General features: G+C 73.0%; 11 protein-coding genes. 6 read left to right on the plus strand and 5 right to left on the minus strand.

Annotated features, from left to right (window positions below):
- Nucleotides 1–15: 15 nt before the first annotated feature.
- Together ACZ9QC_RS28725 and ACZ9QC_RS28730 are read left to right on the plus strand one after the other, a co-directional pair.
- Nucleotides 16–693: a CGNR zinc finger domain-containing protein gene (locus ACZ9QC_RS28725; RefSeq protein ID WP_472915752.1), complete on the plus strand. Its 678-nt coding sequence runs from the start codon at nt 16–18 to the stop codon at nt 691–693.
- A 52-nt stretch (nt 694–745) separates the two neighbouring features.
- Nucleotides 746–1,150 carry an SRPBCC domain-containing protein gene (locus ACZ9QC_RS28730; protein ID WP_472915753.1) on the plus strand — a complete coding sequence of 135 codons (405 nt, stop codon included), beginning with the start codon at nt 746–748 and terminating at the stop codon, nt 1,148–1,150.
- A gap of 105 nt (nt 1,151–1,255) precedes the next feature.
- Here the strand turns inward: ACZ9QC_RS28730 and ACZ9QC_RS28735 are convergent, their stop codons facing one another.
- Both ACZ9QC_RS28735 and ACZ9QC_RS28740 read right to left on the minus strand, forming a co-directional pair.
- A complete protein-coding gene (locus ACZ9QC_RS28735; RefSeq protein ID WP_184894293.1) occupies nt 1,256–1,462 on the minus strand; it encodes a hypothetical protein in 207 nt (68 codons plus the stop codon).
- 159 nt (nt 1,463–1,621) lie between these two features.
- On the minus strand, nt 1,622–3,082 hold the full coding sequence (locus tag ACZ9QC_RS28740) for an MFS transporter (protein ID WP_472915754.1): 1,461 nt from the start codon (nt 3,080–3,082) through the stop codon (nt 1,622–1,624).
- Between the two features lie 101 nt (nt 3,083–3,183).
- Here ACZ9QC_RS28740 and ACZ9QC_RS28745 point away from each other — a divergent pair, with 101 nt between their 5' ends.
- Nucleotides 3,184–4,122 (plus strand): MmyB family transcriptional regulator, encoded by a 939-nt coding sequence (locus ACZ9QC_RS28745; RefSeq protein ID WP_472915755.1) that lies wholly within the window; start codon nt 3,184–3,186, stop codon nt 4,120–4,122.
- Between the two features lie 163 nt (nt 4,123–4,285).
- On the opposite strand, the gene ACZ9QC_RS28750 is transcribed toward ACZ9QC_RS28745, so the two are convergent.
- Nucleotides 4,286–5,731 carry an MFS transporter gene (locus ACZ9QC_RS28750; protein WP_472915756.1) on the minus strand — a complete coding sequence of 482 codons (1,446 nt, stop codon included), beginning with the start codon at nt 5,729–5,731 and terminating at the stop codon, nt 4,286–4,288.
- A gap of 81 nt (nt 5,732–5,812) precedes the next feature.
- Between ACZ9QC_RS28750 and dusB the strand changes: the two genes are divergently transcribed.
- Entirely contained in the window at nt 5,813–6,967 is a 1,155-nt protein-coding gene (gene dusB / locus ACZ9QC_RS28755; RefSeq protein WP_472915757.1) for a tRNA dihydrouridine synthase DusB, read from the plus strand.
- Nucleotides 6,968–7,056: 89 nt separating this feature from the next.
- The gene (locus ACZ9QC_RS28760) at nt 7,057–8,196 is read left to right on the plus strand and encodes a polysaccharide pyruvyl transferase family protein (RefSeq protein WP_472915758.1); all 1,140 of its coding nucleotides are present in this window, start codon (nt 7,057–7,059) and stop codon (nt 8,194–8,196) included.
- A 69-nt stretch (nt 8,197–8,265) separates the two neighbouring features.
- Here ACZ9QC_RS28760 and ACZ9QC_RS28765 read toward each other — a convergent pair whose 3' ends face one another.
- The gene (locus ACZ9QC_RS28765) at nt 8,266–10,206 is read right to left on the minus strand and encodes an amylo-alpha-1,6-glucosidase (protein ID WP_472915759.1); all 1,941 of its coding nucleotides are present in this window, start codon (nt 10,204–10,206) and stop codon (nt 8,266–8,268) included.
- Nucleotides 10,203–11,807, minus strand: coding sequence for an MGH1-like glycoside hydrolase domain-containing protein (locus tag ACZ9QC_RS28770; RefSeq protein ID WP_472915760.1), 1,605 nt, complete (start codon nt 11,805–11,807; stop codon nt 10,203–10,205). The genes ACZ9QC_RS28765 and ACZ9QC_RS28770 overlap by 4 nt, the downstream gene beginning before the upstream one ends.
- Before the next feature lie 187 nt (nt 11,808–11,994).
- Here ACZ9QC_RS28770 and ACZ9QC_RS28775 point away from each other — a divergent pair, with 187 nt between their 5' ends.
- On the plus strand, nt 11,995–13,194 hold the full coding sequence (locus ACZ9QC_RS28775; RefSeq protein WP_472921839.1) for an ROK family protein: 1,200 nt from the start codon (nt 11,995–11,997) through the stop codon (nt 13,192–13,194).
- The last annotated feature ends 135 nt before the right edge of the window (nt 13,195–13,329 follow it).

The raw sequence follows: 13,329 nt of genomic DNA on the forward strand, positions 1-13,329 counted from the left end.
GGTTATATTGGTTACATGGGTACGGCGTCCAGGGCATCGGCTGCGCAGGGGGTGTCGGGAGTGTCGGAGGTGTCGGCACCGGGTGGCATCCGGCTCCGCTCCTACTCCGGGCACGTCTACCGGTTCGATCCGGGCGCCCTGTGCCTGGAGCTGCTCGTCACCGGCGGCCCCGGCGCCCTGACCCGTCACGAGGTGCTGCACACCCCCGATGACCTGCTCGAATGGGTCGAACAGTCCCGGCTCACCCCCACGCCCCCCACCCTCCACGTGACGGCGGACGACGTGGCGTGCGCCCGGCGGCTGCGCGACGCGCTGACCCGTACGGTCGTCTCCCATGTCGTCGGCGGCGCCGGACTCCCCGAGCTGGGCATCGCCCCGGCGGACACCGCCGACCTGGACCTCGTCAACGAGGCCGCGGCCCGCCCCCCGCTGGCCCCGGCGATCCGTGCCGACGGCACCCGGGGCTGGGCCGCCGGCACGGCGACCGGCGCGCAGCTCCTGTCCACCGTCGCGCGCGACGCCGTCGACCTCCTCACCGGCCCGTACGCGGAGCGGGTCCGGATGTGCGCCGGCGACCGCTGTTACCTCCTCTACGTCGACACCTCACGCCCCGGCCGCCGCCGCTGGTGCTCGATGGAGCACTGCGGCAACCGCCACAAGGTCCGCGCCCACCGCGTACGGCAGAAGCCCTAGCGAACGGCCGAAGCCTCAGAGAACGGCAGAAGTCCCAGAGAGGGTGATCCCCATGTCCGCTCGATCCACCGGACTCACCAAGGACGCCGGTTGGCAGGTCGGTGTCTCCCGCACCCTGCCCCAATCGCCCGCCACCGTATGGGAGTTCATCAGCGGGCCGCGCGGGCTGGAGCTGTGGCTCGGGGCCGGGGCGCGGCTCACTCCGGAGCGCGGCGCCGGGTACGAGACCGACGCGGGCGCCACGGGCGAGGTGCGCGGCTATCGCCCCGGCGACCGTATACGCGTCACCTACGGCGACACGACCGTCCAGGTCGCCGTCTCGGCGGCCGGTGGCGGCAGATCGGTGCTCGTCTTCCACCAGGAGCGCATGGCGGGCCCGGAGGAGCGGGAACGCCAGCGGGCCCACTGGCAGCACGTGATGGACCGGGTCGCCGAGGAACTCGACCAACTGGCCTGACCGGCAGGGGCCTGAGGAACCGCGGAGGCCCAAGGAACTGTCCAGCCCTGAGGAACCGCGCCGGCCCGCGGACCTGTGGAGGGAGCCCCTGTGGACCTTCGGCGGTCACGAGTCCGTCGGGTCCACCGTCGCCTGGTGGGCCTCGGCGAGGTGTTCCTCGGCCTTCAGCCAGGGCAGGAACTGTGCGCCCCGGCGCCAGCCGCAGGTGTCGCATCTGATCGTGCGCTGCACTCCCGAGCGCTGGATCCGCACGGTGTGTTCCCGGCCGTGCTGGTCCCAGCGGGTCACCTTGCTCGTGTTGATCTGCTGCATGAGGTCTCCAGCCGTACGGTCCGCGAGGCTCGTGTGGCCCGTGAGGAGTGTGCGGCAAGACCAACATCAACAGGGCGGATCGACCGAGGAGTTGTCCCAGGCGTTACCTCAGGCACTCATCGGAAATCCCCCGTTGCTCGGGGCCACCGCCGCTCGGCGTCACCCCACCGCGCGCGGCAGCCGCAGACTCAGGCCCACCGTCAGGGCCACTCCGGCCAGTTGGACCAGCAGGGTCGTCACCAGCGCGTCCCGCATCCCCATCCCCGGCACCAGCCCGAGGAACAGCGAGCCGAGCGTCGCCACGCCCAGCGCCAGCGCGGACTGCTGGGTGGTGATCATCACTCCGCTGCCGACGCCGGCCCGCGCCGGCGGGACCTCGGAGAGGATGATCCGGAAGATGATGGGGAGTTGGAGCGCCTGACCACCGCCCGCGACCGCCACGCCGGTGAGCAGCAGCGGCCAGTCCGGCTCGGGCCAGGCCCGCCCCACGGCGAGGGCGACGAGGGCGAGACCCACGCCCTGGATCAGACCGCCCGCCGTCACCACGCGGGTGCCGTACCGCGTCACCAGGCGCGGCCCGGCCAGCGAGAGAACGAAGAACACCACCGCCATGGGGGAGAGCGCGAGCCCCGCCGCCGTCGGCCCGAGCCGGGCACCCTCCTGCAGCGCCACCGCGATCACGAACATGAACCCGCTGAACCCGATCGAGAACGGCAGGATCATCACCAGCCCCCGCCGCAGCGAGAGCAGCCGGAACAGGCTCGGCGGCACCAGCGGCGTACGGCCGAGACGGTCGGCGCGCCGCTCGACGAGGTAGAAGGCGGTCGCGGCGAAGGGGAACGCGGCCAGTCCCAGCCAGGTCCACAGGGGCCAGCCGGCCGCCCGGCCCTCGGTCAGCGGGACCAGCAGCGTCAGGAGGGAGACCGCCAGCAGGACCGTGCCGGGGCCGTCCACCGGCTCGGGGCGGGCCGAGCGGGTCTCGGGCACCGCGCGGGCGGTGAGGAGCAGCCCGAGGACGACCACCGGCACGTTCACCAGGAAGACGGACCGCCAACCGGTGCCGGCGAGGTCGGCCGAGACCAGCACCCCGCCCAGGATCTGCCCGGCCACCATGGAGAGCCCGGCCGTGGCGCCGTACAGGCTCATGGCACGGGCCCGGCGGGCGCCGGCCGTCGTCGACTGGATGGTGGCGAGCACCTGCGGGAGCATCGCGGCGGACGCGGCGCCCTGCGCGACCCGCGCGGCGACCAGCGTCCAGGCGTCCGGCGCGAGCCCGCACGCCAGCGAGGTCAGCCCGAAGGCGGCCATGCCCCACAGGAACAGCCGCCGCCGGCCGAACAGATCGCCCAGCCGGCCGCCCAGCACCAGCAGTACGGCGTACGAGACGCCGTACCCGGCGACGACGAGTTCGAGCACGGCCTCGCTCGCGGTGAGGTCCCGGCCGATCGTCGGCAGGGCGACGTTGACGATGAAGAAGTCGATGAGGGGCAGCGCCGCGCCGAGCAGGACGGTGAAGAGCCCCAGGTCGCCCAGGGCGGCGGGGGAGCCGGGGGACGGGCCGCCGGACTGTGTCGAAGTCGGGGTCGATGCCGGGGGCGGTGTCGTAAGGCTCTCGGTCACATGGACCAGGTTCACGCGCCGCTCAGACTGGTACCAGAGTCTCTTCATCCTGGTACTGGCGGTACCTGGCAACAGGATCCGCAGGGCGGCACCCTGGAGGCATGACGACCACGTCCGCACCGGAGACGACGGCACACCCCCGGACCGGGACGCCCGAACGTCCGCCCGCCGCCCCCGAGTCGGTGATCCGGCGGCACGAACTCGCCGCCTTCCTGCGCCACCGGCGCGAGCACATCGCCCCCGAGCAGGTCGGCCTGCCCCGGGGCCGCCGCCGGCGTACGCCGGGACTGCGCCGCGAGGAGGTCGCACAGCTCTCCGCGGTGGGTGTCACCTGGTACACCTGGCTGGAGCAGGCCCGCGACATCCATGTCTCCGGCCAGGTCCTCGACGCCCTGGCCCGCGCCCTGCTCCTGGACCCCGGGGAGCGCGCCCACCTCTTCAACCTGGCCGGGGCCGCCGATCCGGCGCCGGGGACGCGGTGCCACGCGATCACCGACGCCCAGTACGCCCTGCTGGAACAGCTGGAGCCGATTCCGGCGTCCATCCAGAACAGCCGCTACGACATCCTGGCCCACAACCGCACCTTCGGGCTGCTCTTCTGCGACCTCTCCGAGGTGCCGCCCGAGGACATGAACTGCATGATCCTCGCCTACACCCACGCGCAATGGCGTGCCTCCATGGTCCAGTTGGAGGAGACCACCCGCTTCCTCGCGGGCAAGCTGCGCGCCGCGATGGCCGACCATCTGACCGACCCGGCCTGGAAGACCCTGCTCAAGCGGCTGCGCACCGAGTCCGCCGAGTTCCGCGCGGCGTGGGAGCGGCACGAGGTGGTCGAGACCTTCAACAAGCGCAAGCAGTACCGCAACGCCCACGTCGGACTCCTCGACGTCGACCACACCGACCTCTGGCTCGGCCCCCGCCCCGGCCCGCGCATGGTGACGTACGTACCGGCCGACGAGGAGACCCGCCGCCGCATGGAGAAACTGCTCGCGATGGCCCTGGAGAGGGAGAAGGAACGGGGGAGGGCAGGGGACTGCTAGAGAACAAGGTGCGGCCCGGTGGGGTTGCTCGCGCAGTTCCCCGCGCCCCTTGAAAGGCACGGGGCGCGCCCACGCTTTGAGGGGCGCGGGGAACTGCGCGAGCAACCACGACGAACCCGAACCCGCCCACCAGCGCAGCGCACCCCCATACGCACCCGGCCGCCTAGCGGAGCGAACCCGCCGCGTCCCGTACCTCCGGCGCCTCCAACCGCCGCGCCGCACGCGCGGCGGTCTCCCGCGCCCACGCGCCCGTGGTGACCGCGCCCAGGACGAGGACGGCGAAGCCGCACACCGCGACGATCCACCAGGCGGGGCGGGCCGCCGCGACGAAGGAGTCGGCGTACGAGGAGGAGCCGATGCCCGCCGCCAGCACCGCGCCTATCACCGCGACGCCCAGCGTCTGGCCGATCTGGCGGCTGGTGGAGGCGACCGCGGCGGCGACACCGGCCTGGGCGCGCGGCATGCCCGAGACGGCCGTGTTGGTGATGGGCGCGTTGACGAAGCCGAAGCCGAGGCCGAACAGGACGTAGCCGATGACGAGGGTGACGTCACCGGTCTCGGCCTCGAACGCGGCGAAGAGCACCCCGCTCGCGGTCATCGCGACCCCGGCGATCAGGAGGGGCAGGCGCGGGCCCCGGCTGCCGACCAGCCGCCCGGCGATCGGCGCGCAGACGAAGCAGAGCAGTGCCATCGGGAGCATCCACAACCCGGCGTGCAGGGCGTCGAGGCCCCGTACGTTCTGCAGGTACAACGTCGACAGGAACAGGAAGCCGCCGAGCGCGGCGAACGCGCTGACCGCGGTCACCGTCGCTCCGCTGAACGGTGCCGAGCGGAAGAAGCGCAGGTCGATGAGGGGTTCCGCGCGCCGGGGCTCGTAGCGCAGGAGGCCGAGGAACGCGGCGAGTGCGACACCGCCGAGGGCGAGGGTCTCGGCGACCGGCGCGGTCGGCGCCTCGATGATCGCGTAGGTGAGGGAGCCGAGCAGCGCGATGACGAGCAGCTGGCCGACGGGGTCGGGGCGGCGGGCCTTCGGGGCGCGGGACTCGGGGACGTACCGCCAGGTCAGCAGGAGTGCGGCCAGCCCGACCGGCAGGTTGATCCAGAAGATCGAGCGCCAGCCGACCGACTCCACGAGGAGTCCGCCGATGATCGGCCCGGCGGCCATCGAGATGCCCACCACCGCACCCCAGATACCGATCGCGCGGGCCCGCTCGCGCGGGTCCGTGAATGTGTTGGTGATGATCGACATCGCGACCGGGTTGAGCATCGAGCCGCCGACCGCCTGCACCGTCCGGAAGGCGACCAGCGATTCGAGGTTCGGGGCGAGGGAGCACAGCAGGGAGCCGAGGGCGAAGACGACCAGGCCGACCATGAAGACCCGCTTGCGGCCGATCCGGTCCGCGGTGGAGCCGGCCAGCATCAGCAGCGCGGCCAGCACCAGGGTGTAGGCGTCGATGGTCCACTGGAGCCCCGCGAGGCTCGCGTTCAGGTCGCGCTGCATGGAGGGCAGGGCGACGTTCAGGACGGTGTTGTCCAGGCTCACGATCAGGAGGCTGGTGCAGCAGATCGTGAGCACCAGCAGACGGTGGCGGCGGCTGAGCTCCGGCATGCGCCCCATCGTACGCCCGACTCAATAGTGCGCCTAACTAATGAATGGCGAGCATGCGTCCGTGTGCGTGACAATGGGGGAATGTCCACGCCCGTGTCCCTCGCCCCGGCCCCGCTGCGGATCGGCCCGCACGCCGTCACCCCGCCCGTCGTCCTGGCCCCGATGGCCGGGATCACCAACGCGCCCTTCCGCACCCTGTGCCGGGAGTTCAGCGGTGGCAAGGGGCTGTTCGTCAGCGAGATGATCACGACGCGGGCGCTGGTCGAGCGCAACGAGAAGACCATGCAGCTGATCCACTTCGACGCGACCGAGAAGCCGCGCTCGATCCAGCTGTACGGCGTGGACCCGGCGACCGTCGGCAAGGCCGTCCGCATGATCGCGGAGGAGGGCCTCGCCGACCACATCGACCTCAACTTCGGCTGCCCGGTCCCCAAGGTGACCCGCAAGGGTGGCGGCTCGGCCCTCCCGTACAAGCGGAACCTGCTGCGCGCCATCCTCCGTGAGGCCGTGAGCGGCGCCGGTGACCTCCCGGTCACCATGAAGATGCGCAAGGGCATCGACGACGACCACATCACCTACCTCGACGCCGGCCGGATCGCCGTCGAGGAGGGCGTCACTGCGATCGCCCTGCACGGCCGCACCGCCGCCCAGCACTACGGCGGCACCGCCGACTGGGACGCCATCGCCCGCCTCAAGGAGCACGTCCCCGAGATCCCCGTCCTCGGCAACGGCGACATCTGGTCCGCCCAGGACGCGCTGCGCATGGTCCGCGAGACCGGCTGCGACGGAGTGGTCGTGGGGCGCGGCTGCCTGGGCCGGCCGTGGCTCTTCGCCGACCTGGTGGCGGCCTTCGAGGGGCGTACCGAGGACATCGCGCGTCCGTCGCTGCGCGAGGTGGCAGACGTCATGGTCCGGCACGCCACCCTGCTCGGTGAGTGGATCGGGGACGAGTCCAAGGGGGTCGTCGACTTCCGCAAGCACGTCGCCTGGTACCTCAAGGGCTTCGCCGTCGGCTCCGAGATGCGCAAGCGGCTCGCCATCACCTCCTCCCTCGCCGAACTCCGCGCCGGCCTCGACGAGTTGGACCTCGACCAGCCCTGGCCCACCGGCGCCGACGGCCCGCGCGGCCGCACCTCCGGCAACAACCGCGTCGTCCTGCCCGACGGCTGGCTCAAGGATCCCTACGACTGCGCGGGCGTGGGCGAGGAAGCCGAACTGGACACGTCCGGGGGGTAGTTGCCCGCTTCTGTCGGTGTTCCGGTCGTTGTGCGGCCGGTTTCCGTCATCTCGGAATGAGTACGGAAATGTCCGGGTAGCGCCTTTTGGTGTGCGGAGCGAACGAGACACCGAAGAAGCCGACGAAGACACCGACGAAGACGCCCTCGAAGCGGCCGACGCGGAAACCCTCGGCGCCCCCGTCCTACGTCCCCCACTGCGCCCACTACGTCTCGTACGTCCTGACCGTGCTGGACCGGCTGGTCCCGGCCGGCACCCGGTGCGCGCTCATCGGCGCGCCGCTCAACTCCAACGTCGGCGACAGCGCCATCTGGCTCGGCCAGCGCGCCCTGCTGGACGCGCTCGGCGCCGACGTGCGCTACGCCTGCGACCTGATGTCGTACGACGCCGGGCAGTTGGCGGCCTGTCTCCCGGACGGCCCGATCATGCTGACGGGCGGCGGCACCCTCGGCGACCTGTGGGAGGACAGCCAGCTCCTGCGCGAACAGGTCCTGCGGGACTTCCCGGACCGCCGGATCGTCCAGCTGCCCCAGTCCGTGCACTTCACGGACCACGGCAACCTCACCCGCGCCCGCCGTGTCTTCGACGCCCACCCCGACCTGACCCTGCTCCTGCGCGACCGGCACAGCCTGCACCGCTGCCGCGCCGTCTTCGAGGCCCCCTCGCTGCTCGCCCCCGACCTGGCCTTCGCCGTGCCGCCGGACGCGCTCACCGGCGGCACGGTCGCCCATGACGTGGTCTGGCTGGCCAGGGAGGACAAGGAGTCGGCGAAGGGCCCACCGGCCGGGCGCGGCACGGCACGCAAGGAACGCGGCGGCCCGTACGTCTTCGACTGGGCCCGGGAGGGCGAGGACACCGACTGGCGGCGGGCCAAGGAGGCGCTGTGGCGGAGCCGGGCCCGCGCCCTGTGCCGCGCCGCCTCGGGCGACCCGCCCGGCGCCGTCCCCGCGCTCCTCGCCGCCTACGACGGCCTCGCCCGTCTTCAACTCGCGCGCGGCTGCCGCCTGTTGGCCGCCGGCCGGGTCACGGTCACCGACCGCCTCCACGGCCACGTCCTCGCCCTCCTCCTGGGCCTCCCGCACGTCCTGCTCGCCGACCGCTACGGCAAGGCCCGCAGCTACTGGGAGACCTGGACGACCCACCGGCCCCCGACCACGGAGTGGGCGTGGACGGAGGTGGAGGCGAGGCAGAGGGCGGGAGCCTTGCTGGCGGGCCTCGGCGCCCCGTGAGGGGCGAGGGGAACCGCGCGAGAAGCCCCACCGGGCCCGCAGCCGCCTCGCCCCCGACCCCCCCAGCTACTAGGCGCCCCCCACCGCGGTCAACAACGCCAACGGGGCCGCCGCGGACCGCGCCTCCCGCACGCACGCGTGCGGATACGGCACCGGCTCCGGATGCGTGTCCCGCCCGTACCCGGCCAGTACCTCCGGCAGCCGGTGCCCGGCGGCCGACGCCGCGTCCACCATGCCGGAGGCCACCACCCGCGCCTCGTCGTGCAGCCCGTACCGCGCCAGACCCAAGGTGATCAGCGCGTTGTCGTGCGGCCAGACCGACCCCCGGTGGTACGACAGCGGGTGGTACGCCGGCTGCCCGGCGGCCAGCGTCCGCACGCCCCACCCGGAGAAGAAGTCCGGCTCCAGCAACCGCCGCCCGACCACCTTCCCGTACTCCTTGTCCAGCAGCCCCGACCACAGCAGGTGCCCCGCGTCCGAGGCGAGGGCGTCGACCTGCGCGCCCTCGCCGTCCAGCGCCAGCGCGGGGAACTCGTGCCCGGGCATCCAGAAGTCCCGCTGGAACCGGTCGCGCAGGTCACCCGCGGCCTGTTCCAGGAGTGCCGCGTACACCTCGTCCTCCCAGACCGTGCGGGCCAGCACGGCGGTGCGGCGCAGCGCGTCGTACGCGTAGCCCTGCGCGCCCGCCGCCATCACCGGCCCGCCGGCGGGCCGGTCGCCGTCGGCGGAGCAGATCGCGCCGGGGGAGTCCTTCCAGTTCTGGTTGGCGAGGCCGCCCTGGTCGGCGCGGTAGACGAGGTAGCCGCGCGAGGTGAGGCCGCCGTGGTCGAGCATCCAGCCGATCGCGGCCCGCGCGTGGCGTTCGAGACGGCGGGCCAGGGAGACGTCCCCGGTCTGCTCGACATACGTGCCGAGCAGCACGAGGAAGAGCGGGGTCGCGTCCACCGAGCCGTAGTAACGGCCGTACGGGACCTGCCCGAAGTGGGCCAGCTCGCCGTGCCGCACCTCGTGCACGATCTTGCCGGGCTGGGCCACCGAGTCGACGCCGACCTCGGTCGCCTGGGCCGCGGCGAGCGCGAGCAGGGTGGCGGCCGCCGGCTCCGGTCGGTAGGGGAGCGTGAAGAGAGAGGTCAGCAGGGCGTCCCGGCCGAGGAGGGTGAGGAACCAGGGCGCCCCGGCGGCGGGCACCCGCAGGGTCTCCCCGTCCGGGCCGGTCGCCGGGATCTGGAGCGCGGCGAGATCGGCGAGACCGCGCGCGCACGCGGCGGCGAGCTCCGGCCAAGCCGTGGGGAAGGCCACGCCCTCCACGAACTCGTCCTCCAGGCCGCGCAGTTGTTCGTGCACGGCGGCAGGGGAGCTCGGCACCCGCAGGGCCCGACGGTCACCGTGCGTCCGCGCCATCACCCGGCAGGTCAGCTCCGCCGAGCCGTGCGGCGCGACATCGAGGGCCCAGACGAGGCGCCGCGCCCCCGTCCCGGTCTCCTCCACACCGTCCGGCGCGGGCTCGGTCGTCACCGTCGTACAGGACCGCCACTCGCCGCGCCGGTAGCTGAACTCCACTCCGTCGTCCAGGACTTCGCGCCTGCGGACGACACCGCTCTTGGTGTACGTACGGAAGTCGGAGCGCAGCTCGAACTGGTCGGTGAAGTCGGCGTCGACGGTGATCGCGATCCGGACGGTCGTCGCCACCGGCCGGTTGCTGGTGACGCGCAGCGTCTCCACGAACGCGCTGTCGGAGACGGCCTGTTCACGGAAGAGCGTGTACGCGGGCGGCTCCCGGCGCCCGCCCCGGGGCACGAGCACACAGCGGGCGACGTCACCGTCCGCGACGGGTGCGAGCGTCTCGGGAACCGCGCCGTCGACGGTCAACTGCCACCTGCTGAGATGCCGGGCGTCCCGGACGAACAGCCCGTCCGGTGAACTGCCGCCCCGCACCCCGCTGATGTCGCCGCCGTCGCCCACGGCGGCGAACGTCCCGCCGCGCACGAGCAGGTGATGCCGGTCCGTCATCCCCGTTCCCCTCCCTGGTCACTCATACCGATCTTGGTCTCGTCCCAGCCGAACCCGGCCCCGCCCGTGCCGGACTCCACCCCGTCCCTGCCGGACTCCATCCCGTTCCTGCCGAACCCGGCTTTGTCGGTGGTGTGGTGCCGTGCGTGATGCCGTTCCCGGGCGCGCTGCCGCTCGCGGGCGGGCGGGTGGCCGTGGTCGTCCCGGTGCAGCAGGTCGAGGGTGAGCGCGGCCGTCCAGCCGAAGCCGGCCGCTCCGCACGCCTCGCCGGTGTACGGGTCGACGTACTCGGCGAACCCGGACGACACAGCCGTCTCCAGCAGCGCCGTCCGCAGCGCGTCGGCCCGCCCCCGCTCCCCGTGCAGCCTGAGTCCCCGCTCCAGCATCCAGTTGGTGTTGAACCAGGCGGGCCCGCGCCAGTAGCGGTGCGGATCGAAGGCCTCGCCGGTCAGGTCGTACGACGGCACCAGCAGGGTGGTGTCGCCGAGCCCGAAGTGCGGGCCGTGCATCGTGCGGACGAGGGCGGCGGCGATGTCCCGGGGGAGACCCGGGAGCAGCAGCGGGACGAGGCCGGAGACACCGCGCTCGGGAATGAGGGCGCCGGTGGTGACGTCGCGGCAGAGGAACATGCCCTCCGCCGGGTCCCACAGCCGCTCCACCAGGGCCGCCGTCAGCCGTTCGGCGCGTGTGTGCCTGGCCGTCCCCGACGCGCCCAACTCCTTCGCGATCCGGGCGAGGGCGTGCTCGGAGGCGATGAGCAGCGCGTTGAACGCCGGGTCCTCGACGGCGAACTCCGCCTCCCCGGCCCCGCTCCTCCCCCCGAGCCGCTCGCCCGCCCGGTCCCGGTACCCGGCGTCCCGGTAGTCCGCCGCCAGCCGCACGTACCGCCCGTAGTCCAGATCCGTCGGCCGGTCCTCGGGCGCGCCGTGGTCGAGGTCGGCGCGGCGGAAGGAGCGGGCGGGGGCCGGGGTGATCCGGGCGAGGGGCGCGTCCCAGGCGGGGCTGTTGTCCATGCCCTGCTCCCAGGGGTGGACGACCGAGGCCAGCCCGCCGCCACCCAGGTCACGGCGGTCCAGCAGATAGCGGTGCCAGGCGGCAAGCCCCGGATAGACCCGGCCCAGGAAGCCGCGCGCCCTGGAGAGCTCCGGGTCGGCCCGGTGCACCAGCCACGCCGCCAGCGCGTGCACCGGCGGCTGCACGATGCCCGAGGTCTCGGTGGTGCGCGGGGCGCCGGCGGCGCGTCCCGCGGTCGAGGAGCGCCAGAAGTCGGGGCTCGGGAAGTACGCGTCCAGCGGCACCGAGGGGTTGAAGACGATGTGCGGGATCCGCCCGTCCCCCCACTGCGCGGCGAGCAGCGTCTCCAGCTCGGTCTGCGCCCGCAGCGGCGACACATGCCGCAGGCCGATCGCGATGAACGCCGAGTCCCAGGACCACTGGTGCGGATACAGCGTGCGCGACGGCACGGTGGACCGCCCGGTCCAGTTGGCCGCCAGCACCTCGGCCGCCGCGCGGTGCGGCGAACCGGGCGGATCGTATACGTAGTCCCAGGCACGGGTTGTCATGCCTGGTCGACGGGCGGTGAGCTGGGTAGTGCGGTCCACGCAAGGCTCCCTGAGGACAAGGTGCCGACCGGTTCGGCAGTAGCTACCGTAGGGTTACGTCTACTTAACACGCAAAACTCAATATGTAATGCAGAGTTGGTGAGCGCAAGAGGGTGCGGGGGAAGTAATTCCCCCAGGGCCGCGACAATGGCGGCATCGAGGACCACATGAGCGAAGGGCCGTGAAGGTGGGCAGTCACGCGGGGGCAGGAGATCTGCTGGAGCTGGTCCGCAGCGGCCGGGCCACCACCCGGGGCGCGCTCCAGCAGGCCACGGGCCTCTCCCGGGCGACCGTCGGCCAGCGCCTGGACCGGCTCTTCCGCGCGGGCTGGCTGCGCGAGGGCGCCGGCGGCCCCGTCGGCTCGCCGCTCGGCGGCCGCCCCTCCATCACCCTGGAGTTCGACGACGAGCACGCGGTCGTCCTCGCCGCCGACCTCGACACCCGCCATGCCCGCGCCGCCGTGCTCTCCCTGACCGGTGAGATCCAGGCCGAGCACGCCGGCGTCCTGCTCATCGAGGAGGGCCCGGACGCCGTCCTGGACGAACTCGGGCGCTGGTTCGCCGAGTTGCTGGAGAAGGCGGGCCAGCCGGCCGATGCCGTCTGCGGGATCGGCCTCGCGGTCCCCGGCCCGGTCGACATCGACACCGGCCGCGTCGTGCAGCCGCCGATCATGCCCGGCTGGGACGGCTACGACATACGAGGCCGCCTGGCCCGCGCCTTCACCGACCACGCGTCCGGCCCCGCCGGGACACCGGTCCTCGTCGACAACGACGCCAACCTCATGGCGTACGGGGAACAGCGCGCGGGATACGCAGACTGCGCGGCGTTCGCGCTGGTCAAGGTCTCCACGGGTATCGGCGCCGGCGTCGTGGTCGGCGGCTCGATATTCCGGGGCGTCGACGGCGGTGCCGGGGACATCGGCCACATCCGGGTCCCGCAGGGCGCGGAGGCGCTGTGCAAGTGCGGCTCGTACGGCTGTCTGGCGGCGATCGCGAGTGGTGGCGCCGTGGCCCGACGGCTGGCGGAGGCGGGGGTTCCGGCGGCCTCCGGCTCAGATGTGCGGGATCTGCTGGTCGCCGGCCACCCGGGGGCGACGGCGCTCGCGCGGGAGGCGGGCCGGGCCGTCGGGGACGTCCTGGCGACGGTCGTGACCCTGCTGAACCCCGGTGTCCTGATGATCGCCGGCGATTTGGCCGGAACTCCCTTCCTCACGGGCGTCCGCGAACTGCTCTACCAGCGCGCGCTGCCCCGCTCCACGGCACATCTGGACGTGGTGACCTCGAAGCTCGGGGAGCGCGCGGGGCTGGTGGGGGCGGGTGCGCTGGTCGTCGAGCACCTCTACGCGCCGGAGCGGGCCGAGCAGCGGTTGGTGGCGCTCGGGGTGTGACGGGGGCGTTTCCGTCCCGTGGAGCGGTCCGCATGGTGAAATCGGACCCCCTCGAACGGCGTGATTCTCGCCACCCCTGATCGGGGCTCCGCTCAGATGAGCGAATCATGGGCGGCTCTGCGACTTCAAAGGGTG

This window comes from Streptomyces sp. HUAS MS02, from assembly GCF_055702265.1.